The organism is Bradyrhizobium sp. GW821-FHT13H06 (assembly GCF_058803975.1).
This window is the reverse complement of sequence record NZ_JBXAPN010000003.1, coordinates 386,621-408,501: the sequence shown is the minus strand read 5'-3', so window position 1 is coordinate 408,501 and position 21,881 is coordinate 386,621. Positions and strand designations below refer to the sequence as shown.

At 64.8% G+C, this 21,881-nt stretch carries 23 protein-coding genes and 1 tRNA gene; 14 read left to right on the top strand and 10 right to left on the bottom strand.

Annotation, left to right across the window (positions count from 1 at the left end):
* Positions 1-53 precede the first annotated feature (53 nt).
* A complete protein-coding gene (locus AC1RQP_RS14380; protein WP_492937444.1) occupies positions 54-1,349 on the top strand; it encodes an MFS transporter in 1,296 nt (431 codons plus the stop codon).
* A gap of 109 nt (positions 1,350-1,458) precedes the next feature.
* On the opposite strand, the gene AC1RQP_RS14375 is transcribed toward AC1RQP_RS14380, so the two are convergent.
* Positions 1,459-2,124: a glutathione S-transferase family protein gene (locus AC1RQP_RS14375; RefSeq protein ID WP_492937443.1), complete on the bottom strand. Its 666-nt coding sequence runs from the start codon at positions 2,122-2,124 to the stop codon at positions 1,459-1,461.
* A gap of 164 nt (positions 2,125-2,288) precedes the next feature.
* Between AC1RQP_RS14375 and AC1RQP_RS14370 the strand changes: the two genes are divergently transcribed.
* The 4 genes from AC1RQP_RS14370 to panE all read left to right on the top strand — a co-directional run bounded on the left by AC1RQP_RS14370 (position 2,289) and on the right by panE (position 6,042).
* Positions 2,289-2,870 carry a DUF2239 family protein gene (locus AC1RQP_RS14370; RefSeq protein ID WP_492937442.1) on the top strand — a complete coding sequence of 194 codons (582 nt, stop codon included), beginning with the start codon at positions 2,289-2,291 and terminating at the stop codon, positions 2,868-2,870.
* An 86-nt stretch (positions 2,871-2,956) separates the two neighbouring features.
* Entirely contained in the window at positions 2,957-4,306 is a 1,350-nt protein-coding gene (locus AC1RQP_RS14365) for an MATE family efflux transporter (protein WP_492937441.1), read from the top strand.
* Between the two features lie 92 nt (positions 4,307-4,398).
* The gene (locus AC1RQP_RS14360; RefSeq protein ID WP_239628719.1) at positions 4,399-5,013 is read left to right on the top strand and encodes a 2-hydroxychromene-2-carboxylate isomerase; all 615 of its coding nucleotides are present in this window, start codon (positions 4,399-4,401) and stop codon (positions 5,011-5,013) included.
* 105 nt (positions 5,014-5,118) lie between these two features.
* Positions 5,119-6,042 (top strand): 2-dehydropantoate 2-reductase, encoded by a 924-nt coding sequence (panE, locus tag AC1RQP_RS14355; protein WP_492937440.1) that lies wholly within the window; start codon positions 5,119-5,121, stop codon positions 6,040-6,042.
* An 88-nt stretch (positions 6,043-6,130) separates the two neighbouring features.
* On the opposite strand, the gene AC1RQP_RS14350 is transcribed toward panE, so the two are convergent.
* The 4 genes from AC1RQP_RS14350 to AC1RQP_RS14335 form a co-directional block, all read right to left on the bottom strand.
* Positions 6,131-6,712: a c-type cytochrome gene (locus AC1RQP_RS14350; RefSeq protein ID WP_239628715.1), complete on the bottom strand. Its 582-nt coding sequence runs from the start codon at positions 6,710-6,712 to the stop codon at positions 6,131-6,133.
* Positions 6,713-6,897: 185 nt separating this feature from the next.
* A complete protein-coding gene (locus AC1RQP_RS14345; RefSeq protein ID WP_239628714.1) occupies positions 6,898-8,178 on the bottom strand; it encodes a PQQ-dependent sugar dehydrogenase in 1,281 nt (426 codons plus the stop codon).
* A gap of 383 nt (positions 8,179-8,561) precedes the next feature.
* Positions 8,562-9,548, bottom strand: coding sequence for an NAD-dependent epimerase/dehydratase family protein (locus AC1RQP_RS14340; protein ID WP_239628712.1), 987 nt, complete (start codon positions 9,546-9,548; stop codon positions 8,562-8,564).
* 78 nt (positions 9,549-9,626) lie between these two features.
* Positions 9,627-9,701 (bottom strand) — tRNA-Gly (locus tag AC1RQP_RS14335).
* A 272-nt stretch (positions 9,702-9,973) separates the two neighbouring features.
* Here AC1RQP_RS14335 and trxA point away from each other — a divergent pair.
* Positions 9,974-10,897: a thioredoxin gene (trxA, locus tag AC1RQP_RS14330; protein WP_131870627.1), complete on the top strand. Its 924-nt coding sequence runs from the start codon at positions 9,974-9,976 to the stop codon at positions 10,895-10,897.
* Positions 10,898-10,930: 33 nt separating this feature from the next.
* Positions 10,931-11,608 (top strand): LON peptidase substrate-binding domain-containing protein, encoded by a 678-nt coding sequence (locus tag AC1RQP_RS14325; RefSeq protein WP_239628708.1) that lies wholly within the window; start codon positions 10,931-10,933, stop codon positions 11,606-11,608.
* Positions 11,609-11,738: 130 nt separating this feature from the next.
* On the opposite strand, the gene AC1RQP_RS14320 is transcribed toward AC1RQP_RS14325, so the two are convergent.
* The 3 genes from AC1RQP_RS14320 to AC1RQP_RS14310 all read right to left on the bottom strand — a co-directional run bounded on the left by AC1RQP_RS14320 (position 11,739) and on the right by AC1RQP_RS14310 (position 13,295).
* Positions 11,739-12,326 carry a cytochrome b/b6 domain-containing protein gene (locus AC1RQP_RS14320; protein ID WP_492937438.1) on the bottom strand — a complete coding sequence of 196 codons (588 nt, stop codon included), beginning with the start codon at positions 12,324-12,326 and terminating at the stop codon, positions 11,739-11,741.
* A gap of 35 nt (positions 12,327-12,361) precedes the next feature.
* Positions 12,362-12,640, bottom strand: a complete 279-nt coding sequence (locus AC1RQP_RS14315) for a PepSY domain-containing protein (RefSeq protein WP_492937436.1) — start codon at positions 12,638-12,640, stop codon at positions 12,362-12,364.
* A 304-nt stretch (positions 12,641-12,944) separates the two neighbouring features.
* Positions 12,945-13,295: a hypothetical protein gene (locus AC1RQP_RS14310; RefSeq protein WP_239628702.1), complete on the bottom strand. Its 351-nt coding sequence runs from the start codon at positions 13,293-13,295 to the stop codon at positions 12,945-12,947.
* A 97-nt stretch (positions 13,296-13,392) separates the two neighbouring features.
* Between AC1RQP_RS14310 and AC1RQP_RS14305 the strand changes: the two genes are divergently transcribed.
* Both AC1RQP_RS14305 and AC1RQP_RS14300 read left to right on the top strand, forming a co-directional pair.
* Positions 13,393-13,923 carry a TetR/AcrR family transcriptional regulator gene (locus AC1RQP_RS14305; protein WP_492937858.1) on the top strand — a complete coding sequence of 177 codons (531 nt, stop codon included), beginning with the start codon at positions 13,393-13,395 and terminating at the stop codon, positions 13,921-13,923.
* Between the two features lie 160 nt (positions 13,924-14,083).
* Entirely contained in the window at positions 14,084-14,281 is a 198-nt protein-coding gene (locus AC1RQP_RS14300) for a Trm112 family protein (RefSeq protein WP_028177001.1), read from the top strand.
* Positions 14,282-14,342: 61 nt separating this feature from the next.
* Here AC1RQP_RS14300 and AC1RQP_RS14295 read toward each other — a convergent pair whose 3' ends face one another.
* Entirely contained in the window at positions 14,343-15,563 is a 1,221-nt protein-coding gene (locus AC1RQP_RS14295; protein ID WP_239628699.1) for a ubiquinone biosynthesis hydroxylase, read from the bottom strand.
* Between the two features lie 226 nt (positions 15,564-15,789).
* On the opposite strand from AC1RQP_RS14295, the gene tesB reads away from it, so the two are divergent.
* Complete coding sequence (gene tesB, locus AC1RQP_RS14290; protein WP_239628697.1) at positions 15,790-16,653, top strand: acyl-CoA thioesterase II; 864 nt, start codon at positions 15,790-15,792, stop codon at positions 16,651-16,653.
* Between the two features lie 40 nt (positions 16,654-16,693).
* On the opposite strand, the gene AC1RQP_RS14285 is transcribed toward tesB, so the two are convergent.
* The gene (locus tag AC1RQP_RS14285) at positions 16,694-17,581 is read right to left on the bottom strand and encodes a DUF4339 domain-containing protein (protein WP_492937435.1); all 888 of its coding nucleotides are present in this window, start codon (positions 17,579-17,581) and stop codon (positions 16,694-16,696) included.
* Positions 17,582-17,816: 235 nt separating this feature from the next.
* Between AC1RQP_RS14285 and AC1RQP_RS14280 the strand changes: the two genes are divergently transcribed.
* From AC1RQP_RS14280 to AC1RQP_RS14265, 4 genes are all read left to right on the top strand, one after another.
* A complete protein-coding gene (locus AC1RQP_RS14280; protein WP_028176997.1) occupies positions 17,817-18,155 on the top strand; it encodes a P-II family nitrogen regulator in 339 nt (112 codons plus the stop codon).
* Positions 18,156-18,286: 131 nt separating this feature from the next.
* Positions 18,287-19,588, top strand: coding sequence for an ammonium transporter (locus tag AC1RQP_RS14275; RefSeq protein ID WP_492937433.1), 1,302 nt, complete (start codon positions 18,287-18,289; stop codon positions 19,586-19,588).
* 310 nt (positions 19,589-19,898) lie between these two features.
* Positions 19,899-20,237, top strand: a complete 339-nt coding sequence (locus AC1RQP_RS14270; RefSeq protein WP_008142813.1) for a P-II family nitrogen regulator — start codon at positions 19,899-19,901, stop codon at positions 20,235-20,237.
* 37 nt (positions 20,238-20,274) lie between these two features.
* The gene (locus AC1RQP_RS14265; RefSeq protein ID WP_492937432.1) at positions 20,275-21,723 is read left to right on the top strand and encodes an ammonium transporter; all 1,449 of its coding nucleotides are present in this window, start codon (positions 20,275-20,277) and stop codon (positions 21,721-21,723) included.
* Positions 21,724-21,881: the final 158 nt, after the last annotated feature.

Here is a 21,881-nt window from a genome sequence, read left to right as displayed (position 1 = left end):
CGGCGTGCGTGCTACCACCGGCCCGGCCAAAAGCAATTGCCGGGGAAACGCGCATGACCACCGCCGATCCGAACCAGCGCATCGAACGCGCGGAGATCGAGGACACCAGCCTGCTCGCCTTCTATCGCGACATGAACGCGCCCGAGCGGCGGACGTTCTGGGCCTGCGCTGCGGGCTGGGCGCTCGACGGCATGGACTTCATGATCTACCCGCTGGTGATCGGCACCATCATCGCCCTGTGGAAGGTCGATGCGGCCTCGGCCGGCCTTGCCGGCACGGTGACGCTGCTCGCCTCTGCCATCGGCGGCTGGCTCGGCGGCTATCTCTCCGATCATATCGGGCGTGTCAGGACGCTCCAGATCACCATCATCTGGTTCTCGTTCTTCTCTCTGGTCTGCGCCGTCGTGCAGAATTTCGATCAGCTCCTGATCGCACGTGCCGTGCTCGGTCTCGGCTTCGGCGGCGAATGGGCGGCGGGCGCCGTGCTGATGGGTGAGGCGATCCGGCCGCAATATCGTGGGCGCGCGGTGGGCTCGGTCCAGTCGGGCTGGGCGGTCGGCTGGGGCCTGGCCGTGCTGTCGCAGGCGATCCTGTTCTCGCTGCTGCCGGCGGAGACGGCTTGGCGCTGGATGTTCGTGATCGGTGCGCTGCCGGCACTTCTGGTGTTCTACATCCGCCGCTCTGTCACCGAACCGGCGATCGCAGTCGAGGCACGCGCCAGGCACGCGGAAACGGGCAGTCATCCGAAGCTCTGGGAGATCTTCACCTTCCCGATCGTGAAGACCACGGTGCTTGCGTCGCTGATGGCGACGGGCTGCCAGGGCGGCTACTACGCCGTCACCTTCTGGGTGCCGCAATTCCTGACCAAGGAGCGGCACCTGTCGATCGTCGGATCGACCGGCTATCTCGCGACGCTGATCATCGGCTCCTTCATCGGCTATCTCGTGGGCGCGTGGCTCGCCGACCGGATCGGGCGGCGCAATCTGTTCCTGATCTTCTCGCTCGGAGCCATGGCGGTGGTGCTTCTGTACACACAGCTGCCGCTGACCAACGAGATCCTCTGGATACTCGGTTTCCCGCTCGGCTTCTTCGCCTCGGGCTATTTCTCCGGGATCGGCGCGTTCCTGACCGAGCTCTATCCGACGCGGCTGCGCGGCTCGGGCCAGGGCTTCTGCTACAATTTCGGCCGCGGCATCGGCGCGCTGTTTCCATTCCTGGTTGGCGCGCTGTCGGCGACGACGTCGCTCGGCAATGCGATCGCGATCTTCGCGGTGGCGGCGTACGCAGTGTTCTTCATCGCCGCCTTCGCGCTGCCGGAGACACGCGGGCGCGTGCTGTACGCGGATTAGTAGCCACTGTCATCCCGGGGCGGCTCGAAGAGCCGAACCCGGGATCTCGCGTCACAATCTCGAGATTCCGGGTTCGCCCTTCGGGCGCCCCGGAATGACGGTGAAGAAACTACCGCCCGACCTGATACGGCCCGCCCTTTTCCAGCGCGCGCGCATAGGCCGGCCGCGCGTGGATGCGCTCCAGGAACGCCATCGCCCTGGGATGGCCCTGCTCGAGCCCGCCGCGCGCCTGGGCCGCTTCCAGCGGAAAGCTCATCTGGATGTCGGCCGCGGTGAACTCGCTGCCGGCGAACCACTCGCTCTTGGCAAGCTCGCCTTCCCAATAGTCCATGTGCTGCTTGAGCTGCGGATTGACCAACGCGGTCAGCGCCTGGTTGCAGACCTTGCGCACCAGCGGGCGCAGCAGCGCCGGCGCGCGCTTGGGCATCAGCGTGAACAGCAGCTTGAGCAGCAGCGGCTGCATCGCGGATCCTTCCGCATAATGCAGCCAATAGGTGTAGCGCAACCGCTCCGGCGTGTTCGGCGGCGGGATCAGCCGGCCGTTGCCGTAGGTCGCGATGAGATATTCGATGATCGCGCCCGACTCGGCGATGGTGTTGCCGTTGTCGGTGATGACCGGCGACTTGCCGAGTGGATGGATGGCGCGCAGCTCCTTCGGCGCGTGCATGTCCGGTTGGCGCTGATAGCGCACGATCTCGTAGGGCACGCCCAACTCCTCGAGCAGCCACAGCACGCGCTGCGAGCGGGAATTGTTGAGGTGGTGAACGGTCAGCATCGCGGGGTCCTCAGGGCTAGGCGTGGTCGATCGGCCGAGCGTTCGTGCCAGCCCGGGAACACATTGTCGAGGCGGCGGCGCGGATATTTTCACCCGGGTATATTGACGCGAGTAATTTACCCGGGTATTAAGCTGCCAACACGATCAATATGGCAATGATTCCAATGCAAGGGACTTACACAGCATTCGCCGGCCAGCGCCGGCTGGCCTCCGGTCCGGCCGGCGAGGTCGCGCTCGCCGTCAAGCGGGCAACGCAGCCGATAGACCAGCCGATCATCATCTTCGACGACGGGACCGGGCGGTCGATCGACTTCGACCTGCGCGGCGAGGATCGCGAGGTGCTGGCGCGGCTGGAGAAGCTGGCGCCGCCGCCGGCCGAGGCGGCCGAGGCACCCGCAGAGTCGCGCGGCCGCGGCCGGCCCAAGCTCGGCGTGGTCGCGCGCGAGGTGACGCTGCTGCCGCGGCACTGGGAGTGGCTCAACGCCCAGGCCGGCGGCGCCTCGGTCGCGCTGCGCAAGCTCGTCGACGAGGCGAGGCGCGCCAGCGGCGCCAAGGACCGCGAGCGCCAGGCGCGCGATGCGGCCTATCACTTCATGTCGACCATGGCCGGCGATCTGCCGCAGTTCGAGGAGGCCTCGCGCGCGCTGTTCGCAGATGACCGGCGGCGCTTCACCGGACTGATCGCCGACTGGCCGGCTGATATCCGCGACCACATCGTCAAGCTCGCCTACAGCGACCGCGCTTAAAGCGCGGCGCTCTTCACAACCCCATCGACGGCCGGGCCGCGCATTGCGCGGCAACGGCTTCGCACGCCCTGATGAAAGGCCGATCCATGTCCGCTCCAAAACCGCTCTGGACCACATTCCTCCACTTCCTCGCACCCTTGATGCTGAGCAACGCGCTGCAATCGCTGTTCGGCACAGTCAGCAATGTCTATCTCGGCCAGATGATCGGCGTCGATGCGCTCGCCGCGGTCTCTGTGTTCTTCCCGGTGATGTTCTTCCTGTTCGCCTTCGTCATGGGGCTGAGCACCGGCGCCACCGTGTTGATCGGCCAGGCCTTCGGCGCGGGCGAGCACGGCCGGATCAAGATCATCGCGGGCACGACACTCGCAGTCGGCCTGCTGCTGTCGATTTCGGTTGCACTGATTGGCGGCCTCTTCAGCCGTCAATTGATGATGGCGCTCGCCACGCCCGCCGACATTCTCGATGAGGCCAGCGCCTATGCGAGAATCATGCTGCTGACGATGCCGCTCGGCTTCGTCTTCCTGCTGATGACCGCAATGATCCGCGGCGTCGGCGACGCGCTGACGCCGCTGCTGGCGCTGGCGCTCTCGACTGCGACCGGCCTGATCCTGACGCCATTGCTGATCCGCGGCGCGTCCGGATTGCCGGCGGCGGGCATCACCAGTCCGGCATGGGCATCTGCGATCGCCAATGCGACGACGCTGATCGTGCTCGCGGCCCATCTGCTGCGGAAGAAGCACGCGCTCGCGCCGGACGCTGTGTTGCTGGGTCACCTGCGGCTGAACGGCGCCGTGCTCGGAAAGGTCCTCGGCATCGGGCTGCCGAGCGTCATCGGCATGGTGGCGATGGCGATCGCCGAGCTGGTGCTGCTCGGCCTCGTCAACGGCTACGGGTCGGAGGCCACGGCCGCCTACGGCGCGGTCAACCAGGTGATGGGCTACACGCAGTTCACGGCGATGTCGATTTCGATCGCGGTCTCGATCCTCGGCGCCCAGGCTGTCGGCGGCAGCGACAGGACGCGGCTCGACGGCATCGTCCGCACCGGCCTCATGCTCAATATCGTGCTGACCGGCGGGCTGGTGGCGCTGATCTATCTCGCGCCGCGCGCGGTGCTCGGCATCTTCATCACCGATGGCGCCGTGCTCGATCTTGCGAAAGGGCTGCTGTACATCGCCTTGTGGAGCTCGGTGCCGTTCGGCCTCGCCACGGTGTTTTCAGGCGCGATGCGTGCGGCCGGTGTCGCGTTCACACCGATGCTGCTGTCGATCTTCGCGATTGTCGCGATCGAACTGCCGGCCGCGGTGATCCTGAGCCGCACGATCGGCCTTGCGGGCGTCTGGGCGGCCTATCCGATCGTGTTCTGCGCCATGTTCATTTTGCAGATGGGCTATTACCTCCTGGTGTGGCGCAAGCAGGCGATCCAGCGTCTGATCTGACGGGACCTTAAGTATTATGACCGTCATTAAACGGTGGACCTGTGGCGCGGCCTGCGCCACAATGACGAAAAGCGACGTCAGGGAGCATGATTTTGACCCGTACCGCCCCGCAATTCCTGTTCGACTTCGGCAGCCCCAACGCCTATCTCAGCCATCTGGCGATTCCGGCGATCGAGCAGCGGATCGGCGTCAAGTTCGAATATGTGCCGATCCTGCTCGGCGGCATCTTCAAGTCGACCAACAACAAGTCGCCGGCGGAGACCCTGGCCGGCATCAAGAACAAGCGCGAATTCCAGGCGGTCGAGACCGAGCGCTTCATCAAGCGCTTCCATGTCCAGCCCTATGTCTGGAATCCGCATTTCCCCGTCAACACGCTGAACCTGATGCGCGCGGCAATCGCGGCGCAGCTCGAGGGCGTGTTCGAGAAATATGTCGAGGCCGCCTTCCACCACATGTGGCGCGAGCCGAAGAAGATGGACGATCCTGAAATCGCGGCGAAGGCGCTGGCGTCCTCCGGCCTCGACGCGCAAAGGCTGTTCGCCCGCGCTGGGGAACCCGAGGTCAAGGGCAAACTGATCAAGAACACCGAGGAGGCGGTCGCCCGCGGCGCCTTCGGTTCGCCGACCTTCTTCGTCGGCAACGAGATGTTCTTCGGCAAGGAACAGCTGCGCGAGGTCGAGGAGATGGTGCTGGAAGGGGGCGAATAGGGAAAGGCGAAGAGCGAGTCGTGAAATTGTGACTCGTCATTTGCGGCCTCTCACCCTATTCGCTATTCCCTACTCGCCATTCGCCTCGTTCAACGGAGTTCTGCAATGCGTATTCTCGTGGTCGGCGCCGGCGCCATTGGCGGCTATTTCGGTGGCAGGCTGTTGCAGGCCGGCCGCGACGTCACCTTCCTGGTCCGGCCACGGCGCGCCAGCGAGCTCGCGAGCGCCGGCCTCATCATCAAGAGCCCGAATGGCGACGTGACCTTGAGAAATCCGCCGACCGTGCAGGCGGACGCGCTCAAGGACAAGTTCGACGTCGTGCTCCTGAGCTGCAAGGCGTTCGACCTCGACGACGCCATCAAGTCGTTTGCCGCGGCGGTCGGTCCGAACACCGCGATCATTCCGATGCTCAACGGCATGAAGCATCTCGACACGCTGGATGCCCGGTTCGGCAAGGAGCGGGTGCTCGGCGGCCTCTGCGCCATCGCCGCGACCTTGAACGAGAAGCGCGAGGTGGTGCAGCTCCAGCCGATGCAGTCGATCAATTACGGCGAGCGCGACGGCAAGATGTCGGACCGGGTGAAAGCGATCGACGAAGCCTTCAAGAGCGGCATCACTGGCGCCACCGCCAGCCAGAACATCATGCAGGACATGTGGGAGAAGTGGGTGTTCCTCTCCTCGCTCGCGGCATCCACCAGCCTGATGCGCGCCTCGGTCGGTGACATCCTGGCGGCTCCGGGCGGCCGGGACTTCCTGCTCGGCATGCTGGACGAGACCAGCGCGGTCGCCGCCGCGTCCGGCTATCCGCCGGGCGGGCCGTTCTTCGAGCGGGTGAAGGGCAACCTCACCGCCGAAGGCTCGCCGATGACCGCCTCGATGTTCCGCGACATCAAGGCTGGCTTGCCGGTCGAGGCCGATCACGTCATCGGCGACCTCATCGCGCGCGCCGACGCCGCCAAGGTGCCGGTGCCGAAGCTGCGCATCGCGTACACGCATCTGAAGGCGTATGAGAAGCAGCGCGCGGGGTAGGCGCTTCGTACATAGCCGTCGTCCCGAGCAAGCGAACGAAGTGAGCGCTGATCCGGGACGACGCGGAATTTGCGGTAACAGATCCGCGCTATTTCAGATGCGCGAGATAGTGCGAAACGGCCGTGATCTCCTCGTCGCTCATGTGATAGGCGACATCGGCCATCGCGGCGACGCCGCCGCCGACGCGCTGGCCGGCCTTGTAGTCATGCAGCGCCTTGACGAGATATTCCTCGCGTTGCCCCGCGAGCCGCGCGACCGCCTTGGTGCCGGCATAGCTGTCCGTGTGGCACGAAGCGCAGCGGCGGCCGGCGGCAACCTGCGCGCCCTTCCTCGACAGGTCCGGATCTCCGTCCTCGGCTCCCTTCGGCGGCGCGAGCTGTGAAAAATAGGCGCCGAGATTGCGGATGTCCTCGTTGGTGATCTCCTCGACGATCGGCTGCATCTGCTCGTTCTTGCGCGAGCCGGCGCGGAAGAACACCAGCTGCCATTGCAGGAATTGATCGGGCTGGCCGGCGAGCGAGGGGATGTTCTCGGTCTGCGAGACGCCGTTCTCGCCGTGGCAGCCGGCACAGACCTGCGCCTTGGCCTTGCCGGCGGCGACGTCGGCGGCACGCGTGGCCGGCGCAATCAGAAGCGTGGCTGCCAGAACTCCCGACCAAACTGCTCGCATGAATGATGTCTCCGACTGTCATTGCCGGGCCTTCCCGGCAATCCATCCCATTCTTGAAGGGCTTCCCGCTTGATGGATGCCCGGATCAAGTCCGGGCATGACGAACGCGTTCCGCTGTGTGCTTGCTGTGTCAAACAAAAGGCTGCGGCGCCTTCCGGCCGCCGCAGCCTCGTGTCGTGCGCGCGCTACTTCTTGCTGTAGCTGATGCGGTAGATCGCGCCGGCCCAATCGTCGGCGACGAGGATCGACCCGTCCTTGGCGAGGATGATGTCGTTGGGACGTCCGAGATAGCCCTGGTCGCCCTCGAGCCAGCCGGAGGCGAAGATCTCCCGCTTGGGATTCTTGCCGTCCGGCCCGACGATCACGCGCACGATGCGCGCGCCCTGGTACTTGTGGCGATTCCAGGAGCCATGCTCGGCGATCAGGATGTTGTTCTTGTACTCGGCGGGGAATTGGTCGCCGGTATAGAACTTCATGCCGAGAGGAGCGACATGGGCGCCGAGATTCAGCACGGGCGGTGTGAACTCGGAGCATTTGTGGCCCATCGCGAACTTGTCGTCAGGCAGATTGCCCTGATGGCAATAGGGATAGCCGAAATGCTCGCCGATCCTGTTGATCATGTTCAGCTTGTCACTGGGCAGATCGTCGCTGATCCAGTCGCGGGCATTCTCGGTGAACCAGAGCTTGCCGGTGCGCGGATCGACGTCGCCGCCGACCGAGTTGCGAACGCCGAGCGCCCAGATTTCGGCGTTGCCGGTCTTGGGATCGACGCGGCGGATCTGCGAGACGCTGGTCGGCGGGATGCCGATATTGAAGGGCGGTCCGAACGGCAGGAAGAACCAGCCTTCCTTGTCGACCGCAATGTATTTCCAGCCATGCGCGGCATAGGACGGCATGTCGTCATAGACGACCTTGCCCTGGCCGAGATTGTCGAGATTGGCTTCGGCGTTGTCGTAGCGGATCAGCTTGTCGACGGCGATGACGTAGAGCGCGCCGTCCCTGAAGGCGAGACCGGTGGGCATGTTCAGGCCCTTGAGGACGGTTTTGACCTCCTTCTTTCCGTTGTTGTCCTTGATGGCATAGACGTTGCCGAGGCCGAACGAGCCGACGAACAGCGTGCCCTTGTCACCCCAGGCCATCTGCCGCGCGGCCAGCACACCCGAGGCGTAGACCTCGATCTTGAAGCCCGGCGGCAGCTTGATCTTCTTGACGACGTTGGCGAGCTCGGCGTCGGAGGCGCCGGTCGGCGGGCCCGAGGGCGGCGCAAGGCCCTTCTGCGCCTCGGTCTCGTCGCCGAGGAACCAGTCGTCCGGCGGATGGGTCCAGAACTCCTTGGTGCCGGATTCGTATTTCTTCAGCGGCTTGCTCTTGTCCTGCTGTTGCGCATTGCCGGCGCTGGTCCCCGCAAGAAGGGCAAACGCTGCAAGCGCCAGAACGGACTGAAAGACGGATCGATGGAATTTCATCGCGTCACTCCCCTAAGGCAGCCGTCAGGGCTGCGCGTTATTTTGGTTTTGCCAGTCGAGAGACGAAGTCTTGGGTCCGTCAGAACGACAGACCCAAAAAGGTTAGCACATCTGCGAACGGTGAGAAGCGCGCCGCCTGCACCGCGTTCGCGCTCCGAAAAAATTGAGACGGAATGTCAATGAGGGGGCGAACGCAGCGACGACAACGCTCTCGCTGCAGCGCGGAATCAAGATGGCGCGCGGATCGTCTGCGCGCAGCACGAGGGGTGCTCGTGCAAAAACGCGAAAACAACCCCATGCACAGTAGAACGGCTGAGATCGGCGCGCTCCCGGCGACGCCGGCCAGACATCTGAAGCGTCGAGCAAAATGGCGATCGCGGCGCTTACGAGGCGACGGGGTAGGGGCCGTCGTCGAACACCGTGTCATGATAGCCCTTCGACCCGATCTCGCGGGCCAGCGTGCTGCGAAAATCGCGGTCGCCTTGCAGGCTGCGCAGCACATGCGCGAAGTCGAATTCGGGCCGCCAGCCCAGCTCGCGCCGCGCGCGGTCGTTGACATAGACGCGGTCGATCGCGGGGAAGAGCCGCCAGCCGCGCGCCGCGTAGAGCTGCGCGCATTCCGGATAGAGCTCGCGCACCATGCCCGCCGCATCGCGCGCGAGCGCGGCGAGATGACGCTGCTCGAACGGGCTGGTGGCCGAGACGATGTAGCGGGCGAAGCCGATCCTCGGCGCGCGTTCGGCGGCGAGCAGATGCGCGCTCACGGCGTCCGCGATATCCAGCCGGCGATAGAGCAGCTCGTTGGCCTGCGCGTTCTCGAGCGCGTAGGCCGACCGCACCGAGGGATCGTCGTCGTCCTCGGGGAAGAAGCGCGAGGTCCGCAAGACCACCACCGGCACACCGCGCTCGCGAAAGAACAGCTCGCAGAGGCTCTCCGCCATCAGCTTGGTGGTGCCGTAGATGTTCTTCGGGATGGACGGCAGATCCTCGGTGACCCACACCGCGGCCTGTCCCGCCTCGGGGCGGAGCTGCGAGCCGAACGCGCTGGTGGTGCTGGTGAAGACGAAGCTCCTCACACCCGCCGCCGCAGCCGCCTCGAGCAGATTGAGCGTGCCCGTGACATTGGTGTCGACGAAGTCCTGCTTGGAGTGGGTCGCCACATGCGGCTTGTGCAGCGTCGCGGTGTGGATGACGGCGGTGACGCCGTCCATCTGCTCCCGCACGAACGCGGGATCGACGATCGAGCCGACGGCGTCGGTGAAGGGCGAGGGCTTCAGATCGATCCCGCGCACGGATGACCCGTGGCCACGGAGCGTGCGGAGAATGGCTTCGCCGAGGTGGCCGGCACTGCCGGTGATCAGAATTGTCATGTGAGTCCCAAAAATACAGCCGTCAGCGGCGTGGAAACCACGGCCCGACCCGGTTCGGCTGGATGCTCTGGGAGAAATTGGAGCGGGCGAAGGGGCTCGAACCCTCGACCCCGACCTTGGCAAGGTCGTGCTCTACCACTGAGCTACACCCGCATCCTGTGTCGGTCGCGTGACGCGCCGGCAACGGCTGTCGTATGCCAAAAGCGGGAGGGGAATGCAACAGCTACCGGCGGCATAGATTCGCAATCGGGGGCCCCATTTGGGCCCTGAAAGCGACCGAACCACCCGAAAAGGCCCCGGAACCGGCGAATCGGGTCGCCTGGATTGAAATTCGGCCACCCCGGCCCAATTTAGGTGCCGACCACAAGCATATGATGTGGCGGCGTGCTAAAGAGCCGTCATTCCAGACATGACGAGGGAATCCCGTGACGATCATCGACCAGGGTAACGGAGCGGCAGGCCCGGCTGCGGCCGACCTGATCAAGGACACCACCACCCAGACCTTCGTGAAGGACGTCATCGAGGAATCGAAGCGCCAGCCGGTGCTGATCGATTTCTGGGCGGAGTGGTGCGGCCCCTGCAAGCAGCTCACCCCCGTGCTGGAGAAGGCCGTGAAGGCGGCCAAGGGCAAGGTCAAGCTGGTCAAGATGAACATCGACCAGCATCCGGCGATCCCGGGCCAGATGGGCATCCAGTCGATCCCGGCCGTGATCGCTTTCGTCAACGGCCAGCCGGCGGACGGCTTCATGGGCGCGGTGCCGGAGAGCCAGGTCAATGCCTTCATCGAGCGGCTGACCAAGGGCGTCACCGCGCCGGGCGAGGTCAACGTCGCCGAGATCGTGCAGGAGGCCGATGCGGTGCTCGCCGAGGGCGACACGGCGGCGGCGGCGCAGATCTATGCCGAGGCGCTCCAGCATGATTCGACCAATATCGCGGCACTTGCGGGCCTCGCGAAGTGCTACGCCGTCTCCGGCGCGATGGAGCAGGCCAAGCAGACGCTGGCCATGGTGCCCGAATCCAAGCGCAACGACCCGGCCGTGAAGGCCGTGCAGACCGCGATCGATCTCGCCGAGCAGGCAAAATCGCTTGGACCGGTCGCCGAGCTGGAACAGAAAGTCGCCGCAAACCCGCTCGATCATCAGGCCCGATTCGACCTCGCCACCGCGCTCAACGCACAAGGCAACCGCGCCGCCGCGACCGAGCAGCTGCTCGAGATCATCAAGCGCGACCGCAAGTGGAACGACGACGGCGCCCGCAAGCAGCTGGTGCAGTTCTTCGAGGCCTGGGGCGGCACGGATGATGCAACCGTCGAGGGACGCAAGCGTTTGTCGACGATCCTGTTTTCGTAAGGGCGCGCTGGCGACGCCAGGGGGACCGGGCAGATGCCGATCAACATCGAATATCGCGGGCCCGCCGACCTCCCGGAGATCATTCCGGTGTTTCCGCTGCCGGGCGCGCTGCTGCTGCCCCGCGGCCAGATGCCGCTCAACATCTTCGAGCCGCGCTACCTCGCGATGGTCGACGATTCCTTCCGTGACGGGCATCGCCTGATCGGCATGATCCAGCCTGACGTGGCGCATTCGCCGAAGAATTCCGACAAGCCGGCGCTGTTCCGCGTCGGCTGCGTCGGCCGGATCACCCAGCTCGCCGAATCCGGCGACGGCCGCTACATCCTCGAACTCACCGGCGTCGCGCGCTTCAAGGTTGTCGAGGAGCTCGAAGTGCTGACCGCCTACCGGCAGTGCAAGGTGGACTTCTTCGCTTTCGTCGACGACTTCACCGCGCGCATGGGCGAGGAGGAGGTCGATCGCGAGGCGCTGCTGACGGTGCTGGCCGACTTCCTGAAGGCCAACAATCTCAAGGTCGACTGGGAGGGCGTCGAGAGCGCGCCCAACGAGGCGCTCGTCAACGCGCTGGCGATGATGTCGCCCTACGGCCCGGCGGAGAAGCAGGCGATGCTCGAAGCGCCCGACCTGAAGACCCGCGCCGAGATCCTGATCGCAGTCACCGAGATGGATCTCGCCAAGAGGCGCACCAGCGGCGATCCGCCGCTGCAGTGAGACTGTAGGCACTACAAGCTCCGTCATGCCCGGGCTTGACCCGGGCATCCACGTCTTTGCCACACAGAAGAACGTGGATGGCCGGGACAAGCCCGGCCATGACGAGGAGGGAATGTGGCCTTCGAAATTTTTATGAATGGTGCCGGATGCGCTTGCGCCCGGTGAACATCGCGCGGACCAGGTTCTCGCGCTGGAGAATCCCCATCACCAGCACGCCCAACACGTGCAGCACGACCAGAACGATGACCGCGTCCGATGAATAATGGTGGGTGTCTTCGACCCACCACACGCCGAAGAAGGTGACGGTGACCGACATCGCGCCCGTGATCGTCGAGACGGCGAGCGAGGCCAGCAGCGCAACCAGCATCAAGCTGCCGGCGGGATTGAGCCCGATATAGCGGCCGGTCATGCCGCGCCGCAGATTCCACAGATAGTTCGGCGCGGCGCGCAGCCTGACGCCGAGCATCCGGAAGCGCGAATAGCGGCTTCCCATGAAGCCCCAGAGCAGGCGGAAGGCGAGCAGGCCGATGACCGCATAGCCGACGATGCGGTGAACGCCGTCATGCACGGTCGGCGTGAACCACGCGATCGCAACCGAAATCGCGAGAACCCAGTGCCAGAGGCGCAACGGGAGGTCCCAGACCGCGACCGTCCGCGAGACGTGTCGATTCGCGGGCGTCCTGTCGGACACCCCGCGCTCCTCCGGCACTGCTTTCATCAAACCCAATTCGCTTCGGGGCTCAGGTGCGCAGCCTACTTGGCGATCGTGTGCTTCAGGCTGAGATCCTCGGGGCTGTAGAACAACTCGTAGAGCTTGCCTTCCTTGACGCCGTAGACCTCGTAGCACGAGCCCTCGACCTTGGAGCGACGCACCTCGTAGCCCGCCGCCTTGGCCTTGGCTTCGGCTTCGCTGGCCGGCTTCCACGACGCCTTGTCGAGCTTGGTGCAGTTCTTGAAGCCGTCGGCCATTGCCGCCGATCCCATGCCAATCCCGAGCGTCAGTGCAATGGCAACAACACGAATGACCTTCACGAACGTCTCCTCCTCTCGTGTGCGCACCGCAGTGCCGCGGGGCGCACCGAAGGAAGCAAAGGAGGTGATGAAGTCAATCGGGTACGGGCCTGGTTCGCTTTAGATAAGTTCTAACATGAGCGAAAACGTGAGCGCGCCCGGTGCACAACCCGGATTCGCCCCGCCGCTGCCGCCTTACCCCTCGCAGGCCGGATGCGCAGCGCGAAAGCATGATCCGGAAAAGTGCGCAGCGGTTTTTCGAAAAGATCATGCTTAAAACAACAGCCTAAAGCGCGATGACGATTCATCCTCATCGCATCGCGCTTTAGTAGCCGGCGACCGCGAGCGCGACCACTGCGCCCATGCCGACCCAGCCGAAATGGCGGCCGCGCATGGCGAAGGCGTTGGCGAGGGCCGCAGCGCCGAACACGATTGCGAGCGTGGCAACGATCCAGTGCCGGGCAAGGCTCGACTCCAGCCGGGGCGCAACCAGCAGCAGCACGCCGCCGCCGACCCACGCCACCGTGCCGGCCTGCCATACCAGTCGGATCAGCGTGCGCAGGCGCGCCGGCTCGATGCTGGCGCGGGCGAAGACCCTGGTCTCGCCGAGCACGCCGTGGATGAGCGCCAGCACGATCGCGGCGAGGCCGGAACATTGCAGGAGAAGGTCGCGCATGGGGCATGCTCCATCCGTACAGTACTGTATGGATATATGCACCTGCTTGCTGGAGGCTGTCAATACATTAGTGTATGGCCGCCATCTGGAGCCCGGCATGACCGAACAGCTTTCCGCCGACGACTGGACCAAAGAGGGCCTGAAGGTGCTCGCCAAAAGCGGCTTCACGGCACTGAAAGCCGATCCGCTGGCCAAGGCCATGGGCGTCTCGCGCGGCAGCTTCTATTGGCATTTCGCCGACCTGGCCGCGTTTCACGCCGCCGTGCTGAAGCGCTGGCGCGACATCGCGGCCGAGCAAATCATCGCCGAGGTCGAGGCCGCCAGCGACGAGCCGCTCAGGATGCTGCTGCGGAGATCGTTTGGCGCGCGGCTCGACCTCGAGCGCGCGGTGCGCAACTGGGCGGCGTTCGATGCGGCGGCGCAAGGGGCGGTGCGCGCAATCGACCGCCGCAGGCTCGACTACATCGAAGAGCTGCTGGACAAGCGTGGGCTCACCCCGGCGACGGCGCAGGCCCGCGCGCAGATCCTGTACTGGACATTTCTCGGTTTCGCCCTGTCAGGCCCGCCGGTGCCGGCCGCGCGGCTTCAGGCCCTGCTCGACGAGCTCCTGGCGATGGTCTCGGCTTAGGCCTGCGATGGGCGGGCGCGAATTTCTATGCTAAAGCGCGACGCGATGAGGATGAATCGTCATCGCGCTTCAGGTTGTTGCTTAAGCATGGTCTTTTCGGAAAACCGCTGCGCACTTTTCCGGATCGTGCTTTAGAGGCAGCCGAGTGCCGGAGAATCCCATGAACGCGCCCACCGAACGTGCCGAAGCCAGCGTCGATCCCAAATTGCTGGAGATTCTGGTCTGCCCGCTGACCAAGGGCCCCCTCGAGTTCGATGCCGCAAAGCAGGAACTGATCTCGCGCAGCGCCAAGCTCGCCTATCCGATCCGCGACGGCATCCCGATCATGCTGCCGGAAGAGGCGCGCAAGATCGATTGAATGTGAGCGAATAGGGAGTAGCGAATAGCGAATGGACCTACTCGCCAATCGCTATTCGCCCCTACAACGCCTCGCCCTTCAACAGCCGCGGCACCTCGCCGGTGAGGCCCGCGGCCTGGCGGATGAAGAGGTTCTTCAGCGGCGGGGCGCGGTCGACGAGGCCGAGGCCGATGTCGCGCACCGTGCGCAGCAGCGTCGACTGGTTGGAGAACAGGAAGTTCAGCGAGTTGGTGGCAACGCCCATCGCCATGGTGTCGAAGCGGCGCCAGCGCTGGTAGCGTTCGAGCACGTCGGCACCGCCGATATCCATGCCGAGCCGTGCGGCATCGACGACCACTTCCGCCAGCGCGGCGACATCCTTCAGGCCCATGTTGAGGCCCTGCCCAGCGATCGGGTGGATGACGTGGGCGGCATCGCCGACCAGCGCCAGCCGCTCGGCGATGAAGGAACGCGCAACGAAATAAGACAGCGGAAACGCGCGCGGCTTGTCGAGTGCCTTCACCTCGCCGAGATGCAGGCCGAAGCGCCGCTCGAGCTCACTGTGAAATTCCTCGTCACTGAGCGCGATGATGCGCGCGGCCTCAGCTCGGCGCTCGGTCCACACCAGCGACGAGCGTTTGCCCGACAACGGCAGGATCGCGAAGGGACCTGCGGGCAGGAAATGCTCTTCGGCGCGGCCCTCATGATCGCGCTCATGGCCGACGGTGACGACGATGCCGGACTGGTCGTACTCCCAGCCATGCGTGGCGATGCCGGCGCGCTCGCGCAGCTTCGACCTCGCGCCATCGGCGGCGACCAGCAGGCTCGCCGCGATGACGCTGCCGTCGCCAAGCGTCACGTCGATGCCGTCGGAACGCGCGTCGTAGGACGCCACGGTGGTCGCACGCAGATCGATGCCCTCGGCCTCCGCACGCACCACCAGCGCATCGATCAGGCGGCGGTTCTCGACCATATGCGCGAAGGGCTCACCCGGCGCGACATCGCCGGCAAAGTTGAGGAACACCGGACGCGTGGCGTCCTCCAGCTTCGAATCCGTGACGACCATGTCGAGGATGGGCTGCGCCTCGCTCCTGACGGCGTCCCAGGCGCCGATCGTCTCGAACAGGCGGCGGCAGGCGGCCACGATCGCGGTGGCGCGGGGGTCGCGGCTCGGCCGCGTGCCGAGCGCGGGATCGGCGACGATGACGGGGATCTCGGGCCCGAGCCCCTGGCGCAGCGCCAGGGCCAGCGCAAGCCCTGCAAACGCGCCGCCACCGATGACAATACTACCCTGTACCGACATACCAAGTTTCCCGGTCAATTCTCGGTCTTGCTAGCAGACTTGAGCTGGGCGAAACAGTGCGGTGAAACAAGGGCCGAAGGGCCCGATGTGTCATTCCGGGGCGCGCGTCAAGCGCGAACCCGGAATCCAGAGGTTGTCAGCTCGGGATTCTCAGGTGCGCAATTGCGCACTATAGTTCATCGCTATCGCGATGCCCCGGAATGACGAGATCTTCGAAAGCATCATCATGTCCAAAAGCCTGATCGACCTCATTTCGATCCTCGACCTCGAGCAGCTCGAGGTGAATCTGTTCCGTGGCAACAGCCCGAAGACGAGCTGGCAGCGGGTGTTCGGCGGCCAGGTGATCGGGCAGGCGATGGTTGCCGCGTGCCGCACCGTCGAGGGCCGGCTGCCGCATTCGCTGCATTGCTATTTCATCCTGCCGGGCGATCCGCAGATCCCGATCATCTACCAGGTCGAGCGCCTGCGCGACGGCAAGAGCTATTCGACCCGCCGCGTCACCGCGATCCAGCACGGCAACGCGATCTTCTCGATCATGGTGTCGTTTCACGCCGAGGAGGAGAGCGCGTTCGACCATCAGGACAAGATGCCCGACGTGCCGCCGCCGGAGAAGCTCACGGCGGAGGAGGTCGCGAAGCAGCCGATGTTCAAGGAGATGCCGGAGTTCATCCGCCGCTACTATGAATCCGACCGCCCGATCGAGCTGCGCCCGGTCGAGCTCGGCCGCTATTTCGGCCAGAAGATCGACGACGGCCGCATTCACGTCTGGATCAAGACCGCGGCGAAGCTGGCCGACGATCCGGCGCTGCATATGTGCGCGCTCGCCTATGCCTCGGATTTCTCGCTGCTCGATGCGATCATGGCGCGCTATGGCCGCACGCTGTTCGACAAGCGCATGATGCCGGCGAGCCTCGACCACGCGATGTGGTTTCACCGCCCCTTCCGCGCCGACGAATGGCTGCTCTACGCGCAGGATTCGCCGAGCGCACAAGGCGGCCGCGGCCTGACCCGCGGCTCGATCTTCAAGCCCGACGGCACGCTGGTCGCCTCCGTCGCGCAGGAAGGCTCCGTGCGCGAGCGGAAGGCATAGCGCCACGGGGCGCGATGGATCGCGCCGGTGGCTGTCCGGGTCATGCTCCGAACGAACCGCGCGGAACGAGCTCGGTCTGCGAGGCGAACCAGTTCATGATCCAGCGATAGACCCACGGAATCGGGATGATCAGGCTGCACAGGATCGCAGCGACGATGCCGCGCCAGAGGATGTCGAGACCGCTCCCCTTGAACACGACCTCACGCCGCGTGCCCTCGACGCTGCGGCAGAACCAGCGCATCTGGGCCGCGGCGACCCAGGCCCACCCGATGATGGTGATGATGGAGATCGCAAACAGCAGATTCCAGCCGATATAGGCCCAGATCGTGCCGGTGAAGCTCAAGCCGAGCGGCTGCCCGTTGGAGGCGAGGTTCGCGATCATCCATTTGATCAGGAGCCAGTAGAGAACGATCTGCGCGACGAACAGCAGGTTGCTCAATATATCGCTGCCGATGAAGCCGAGGGCGATCGCCAGAACGATGAAGCCGAAATACCAGGGCACCAGCGTCATCGCGTCGCCGATGAAGCTGAGATTGGGCCGGCCCGGGACCTTCACGCAGGACACGATCCATTTCGTGTACCAGACGAAAACCCACGGCGCCGGGATGATGAAGATCATTCCGATCAGCAGGACGATGCTGCGCCAGGTGAATTCCAGGATGCCGAAATCGACCGCCAGAGAGCCGCCGCTGCCTGCGCCGGCATAGCCGCCGGAACCCATCATCGGTGGACCGCCGGCCGGCATCATCGGCGGGGCGCCGCCGCCGATCAGGCCGGGGACTTCGGCAGCCTTCTGCCAGCCCGCCATGCCCTCGGTCCATACCAGCGTATCCGGGCGGACGATGCCCTGGGCGATGAGATCGCGGAATTGTCCCTCCGGAAAAGGCCCCTGCTGCTTGCCCTCGGATGCGTAAAACCAACTCGCCATGAAGCGTCCCCCAAAACTCTTTTGTACCGCCCGACCGCCGCGGGTTCACCGCATCCATGCCAAAAATGCATTGTGAATGATGAACGGTTGCCCTGTACAGAGGCGGCCGTTGACATGGCCAGACGTTTTTCCGCTTCAGTCTGCAACTTTTTTATGCCATTTGCCCGGAAAGATGCCAGATTGACGCTGCGCCGGGGACATGCGGCGCGGCGCATCCCGGGGAATAGGCCTGACCATGAAACTCGTCGTCGCGATCATCAAACCCTTCAAGCTCGATGAGGTCCGGCAGGCCCTGACCGCGATCGGCGTCCACGGCATGACCGTGACCGAGGTGAAGGGTTACGGCCGGCAGAAGGGCCACACCGAGATCTATCGCGGCGCCGAATATGTCGTGAACTTCCTGCCCAAGCTGCGCATCGAGATCGCGGTCGCTTCCGACGTTGCCGACAAGGCGGTCAGCGTGATCACCGCGACCGCCCGCACCGGGCAGATCGGCGACGGCAAGATCTTCGTCACGCCGATCGACCATGCGCTGCGCATCCGCACCGGCGAGACCGACAGCGACGCGCTCTAGGCTTCGGTTTGACACGTTTTCTCGACGCGAACCGGTATCCACTTCGCTCGAAAGCGCTCTGATAAATCTTCGATCGCACCGGGCAACGACGCCACAGCGTGCGACGCCAATTGATGCCGGGGGGAAACGACATGGCGGGATTGTTGCGCCGCGCAGCGTGCATGGCTGCGCCGATCGGGCTTGTGTCCGTGGTGGCCTTGCCGGCGCACGCCGCGCCCTCCGGGATCAACACCGCCGACACGGCCTGGATGATCGTCGCCACCGCGCTGGTGCTGATGATGACGATCCCGGGGCTCGCGCTGTTCTATTCCGGCATGGTGCGCAAGAAGAACGTGCTCGCCACCATGGCGCAGAGCCTCTCCGCGGTGACGCTGATCTCCATTCTCTGGGTGGCGTTCGGCTATTCGCTCTGCTTCGTCGGAGACGGGCCGTGGATCGGCACGCTCGACCGCTGGTTTCTCGCCGGCATGACCATGGACAGCGTCAACCCTGCGGCGAAGACCATCCCGGAATCGCTGTTCATGCTGTACCAGATGACGTTTGCGATCATCACGGTCGCCCTGGTCGCGGGCTCGGTCGCCGACCGCATGCGGTTCTCCGCCTATCTCCTGTTCTCCATCGCCTGGTTCATCTTCGTCTACATCCCGCTGGCGCATTGGGTGTGGGGCGGCGGCTTCCTTGCCAGCATGGGCGTGCTGGATTTCGCCGGCGGCCTCGTGGTGCACCTGTCGGCCGGCACCGGAGGCCTCGTTGCGGCCAAGGTGATGGGGCGTCGTCACGGCTACGGCACCGACAATCTCTCGCCGTTCGATCTGTCGCTCGCGGTGATGGGCACCGGCCTGCTGTGGGTCGGCTGGTTCGGCTTCAATGGCGGCTCGGCTCTTTCAGCGAATTCACGCGCGGTGATGGCGATCATCGCGACCCATCTTGCCGCCTGCGCCGGCGCGCTGACATGGGCTGCGATCGAATGGTCGACGCGGCGCAAGCCTTCCGTGCTCGGCATGATCTCCGGCGCGGTGGCCGGCCTCGGCACCATCACGCCGGCCTCGGGCTTCGTCGCGCCCTGGCACGGCATCGTCATCGGTATCGTCGCCGGGGCGGTCTGCTACTGGGCCTGCACCTGGCTGAAGCACCGCTTCAACTATGACGATTCGCTCGACGTGTTCGGCGTCCATGGCATCGGCGGGCTGACCGGCACCCTGCTCGGCGGCGTGTTCGCGACCAGCGCCATCGGCGGCACCGCGGGCCTTCTGGAGGGCCATCCTCAACAGGTCCTGATTCAGTTCTACGGGGTCGCCGTCACTTTCGTCTGGTCGGGGGGCATGAGCTTCATCCTGCTCAAGCTGGTCGGCCTGTTCGTGCCCTTGCGCGTATCCCGTGAGCAGGAGCTCGAGGGGCTGGATATTTCGCAGCACGGTGAAGCCCTGCAATAGGCGACTGCACTACGAAATTACCTTCTTGCTGCCCGACGCGTGAGCAACATTGTGTCGGCAGTCTGTTCTGCACTGGATTTGAGCAGACATGACCACGTTTTAAGCGCGACGTAATAGCGCACCGCACCGAAATACCCGTCAAACGCGAAAACACCCGTTTTCATAGTCCGTTAGGCAACACGTCCGATCTGGCACGGCATTTGATTCTAGGGGTCCGGCTGTGCCCGCGTAGTGAATTTTCTCCCTCGTGGCGAACCAGTCGAGAAACGCCCGGCCACGTCCGGACCGGGCCCAAGCGGGGATAGGACCCATGAAAATTGTTATGGCGATTATCAAGCCATTCAAGCTGGAAGAAGTCCGTGACGCCCTGACCGCCATCGGCGTTCACGGTCTCACGGTGACGGAAGTCAAGGGGTATGGCCGCCAGAAGGGTCATACGGAAATCTATCGCGGCGCCGAATATGCCGTGAGCTTCCTGCCCAAGATCAAGATCGAGGTCGCTGTCGCCTCCGACCAGGTCGACAAGACCATCGACGCCATCACGTCCGCGGCGAAAACCGGACAGATCGGCGACGGCAAGATCTTCGTCATCAACCTCGACCACGCGGTGCGCATCCGCACCGGCGAGGCCGATGCCGCGGCCCTCTGATTTCGCGCTCAACCTTATCCAATCAGGAGTAAATAATATGACGTTCAAGCGTCCCTATGGCGCGGGATTGGCGGCTCTCGCAGTCGGCCTGTTCGCTGCGACCGCAGCCTACGCCGAGCCAACGGTCAACAAGGGAGACAACGCCTGGATGCTGACATCGACAGTGCTGGTGCTGTTGATGACGATCCCCGGCCTCGCGCTGTTCTACGGCGGTCTCGTCCGTTCCAAGAACATGCTCTCCGTCCTGATGCAGGTGTTCTACACCGTCTGCGTCGTCACCGTGATCTATGCCGTGTATGGCTACAGCCTCACCTTCACCGGCGGCTCCGACTTCATCGGCGGCTTCTCCAAGGCCTTCATGATGGGCGTCACCACCGACTCGAAGGCCGCGACCTTCTCGGTCGACGCCAACATCTCGGAGCTCATCTACATGTGCTTCCAGATGACCTTCGCGGCGATCACGCCCGCCCTCATCGTCGGCGCCTTCGCTGAACGCATGAAGTTCTCGGCGCTCGCTCTGTTCGTCCCGCTCTGGGTGACGCTGATCTACTTCCCGATCGCACATATGGTCTGGTACTGGCCCGGTCCGGACCTGATCCAGGACGCGGCCAAGGCTCTCGCTGCGGCGGGTGATGCGGCGGCGAAGACCGCGGCGCAGGCCAAGCTCGACGAGGTCAATGCCGACGCCGGCTGGATCTTCAAGATGGGCGCGATCGACTTCGCGGGCGGCACCGTGGTGCACATCAACGCCGGCATCGCAGGTCTCGTCGGCGCTCTCCTGATCGGCAAGCGCGTCGGCTACGGCAAGGAGCTGATGGCTCCGCACTCGCTGACCATGTCGATGATCGGCGCCTCGCTGCTCTGGGTCGGTTGGTTCGGCTTCAACGCCGGCTCCAACCTGGAAGCCAGCGGCGGCGCTGCCCTCGCCATGACCAACTCCTTCGTCGCCACCGCGGCCGCCGCGCTGTCGTGGATGTTCGCGGAGTGGATCATCAAGGGTCATCCCTCCGTGCTCGGCGTCATCTCCGGTGCTGTCGCGGGTCTCGTGGCCGTCACACCTGCAGCCGGCTTCTCCGGCGTGATGGGCGCGATCGTCCTCGGCCTCGTGGTCGGCGTGGTCTGCCTGTTCTTCTGCACCGTCGTGAAGAACGCGATCGGCTACGATGACTCGCTCGACGTGTTCGGCGTGCACTGCATCGGCGGCATCGTCGGCGCCATCGGCACCGGCATCCTGGTCAACCCCGCTCTCGGCGGCGCCGGCATCGTCGACTACACGGCCATCCCGCCGAAGGTTGCCGATTACGACTTCGCCACGCAGATCCTCGCCCAGATCAAGGCCGTCTGCACCACGCTGGCGTGGTCGGGCGTCGGTTCGGCGATCCTCTACAAGGTCGTCGACGTGATCGTTGGCCTCCGCGCCAATGTCGAGAGCGAGCGTGAAGGCCTCGACATCACCGAGCACACCGAGCGCGCCTACAACATGTAAGTCTCCTCCCGGGACGGGGTCTCCCCGCAGACCACGTCCACAACTCCGGTTCGGGCACATACCCGGCAATGCCCTGACCGTTGAGGGGCTCCAGCGCAAGCTGGAGCCCCTTTTTCTTTTGATCGGGGCCTGAAGAAAGGGGTTGCCGAAGGCGATCC

Bases quoted from the DNA above. Each gene is read 5' to 3' on its own strand.
- AC1RQP_RS14325 (WP_239628708.1), top strand. From the start codon at position 10,931: ATGCCGATCAACATCGAATATCGCGGGCCCGCCGACCTCCCGGAGATC.
- AC1RQP_RS14265 (WP_492937432.1), top strand. From the start codon at position 20,275: ATGACGTTCAAGCGTCCCTATGGCGCGGGATTGGCGGCTCTCGCAGTC.
- AC1RQP_RS14380 (WP_492937444.1), top strand. From the start codon at position 54: ATGACCACCGCCGATCCGAACCAGCGCATCGAACGCGCGGAGATCGAG.
- tesB (WP_239628697.1), top strand. From the start codon at position 15,790: ATGTCCAAAAGCCTGATCGACCTCATTTCGATCCTCGACCTCGAGCAG.
- AC1RQP_RS14305 (WP_492937858.1), top strand. From the start codon at position 13,393: ATGACCGAACAGCTTTCCGCCGACGACTGGACCAAAGAGGGCCTGAAG.
- AC1RQP_RS14340 (WP_239628712.1), bottom strand. From the start codon at position 9,548: ATGACAATTCTGATCACCGGCAGTGCCGGCCACCTCGGCGAAGCCATT.
- AC1RQP_RS14345 (WP_239628714.1), bottom strand. From the start codon at position 8,178: ATGAAATTCCATCGATCCGTCTTTCAGTCCGTTCTGGCGCTTGCAGCG.
- AC1RQP_RS14365 (WP_492937441.1), top strand. From the start codon at position 2,957: ATGTCCGCTCCAAAACCGCTCTGGACCACATTCCTCCACTTCCTCGCA.
- AC1RQP_RS14370 (WP_492937442.1), top strand. From the start codon at position 2,289: ATGCAAGGGACTTACACAGCATTCGCCGGCCAGCGCCGGCTGGCCTCC.
- AC1RQP_RS14350 (WP_239628715.1), bottom strand. From the start codon at position 6,712: ATGCGAGCAGTTTGGTCGGGAGTTCTGGCAGCCACGCTTCTGATTGCG.
- AC1RQP_RS14300 (WP_028177001.1), top strand. From the start codon at position 14,084: ATGAACGCGCCCACCGAACGTGCCGAAGCCAGCGTCGATCCCAAATTG.
- AC1RQP_RS14375 (WP_492937443.1), bottom strand. From the start codon at position 2,124: ATGCTGACCGTTCACCACCTCAACAATTCCCGCTCGCAGCGCGTGCTG.
- AC1RQP_RS14310 (WP_239628702.1), bottom strand. From the start codon at position 13,295: ATGCGCGACCTTCTCCTGCAATGTTCCGGCCTCGCCGCGATCGTGCTG.
- AC1RQP_RS14320 (WP_492937438.1), bottom strand. From the start codon at position 12,326: ATGAAAGCAGTGCCGGAGGAGCGCGGGGTGTCCGACAGGACGCCCGCG.
- AC1RQP_RS14295 (WP_239628699.1), bottom strand. From the start codon at position 15,563: ATGTCGGTACAGGGTAGTATTGTCATCGGTGGCGGCGCGTTTGCAGGG.
- AC1RQP_RS14285 (WP_492937435.1), bottom strand. From the start codon at position 17,581: ATGGCGAGTTGGTTTTACGCATCCGAGGGCAAGCAGCAGGGGCCTTTT.
- AC1RQP_RS14270 (WP_008142813.1), top strand. From the start codon at position 19,899: ATGAAAATTGTTATGGCGATTATCAAGCCATTCAAGCTGGAAGAAGTC.
- panE (WP_492937440.1), top strand. From the start codon at position 5,119: ATGCGTATTCTCGTGGTCGGCGCCGGCGCCATTGGCGGCTATTTCGGT.
- AC1RQP_RS14275 (WP_492937433.1), top strand. From the start codon at position 18,287: ATGGCGGGATTGTTGCGCCGCGCAGCGTGCATGGCTGCGCCGATCGGG.
- AC1RQP_RS14280 (WP_028176997.1), top strand. From the start codon at position 17,817: ATGAAACTCGTCGTCGCGATCATCAAACCCTTCAAGCTCGATGAGGTC.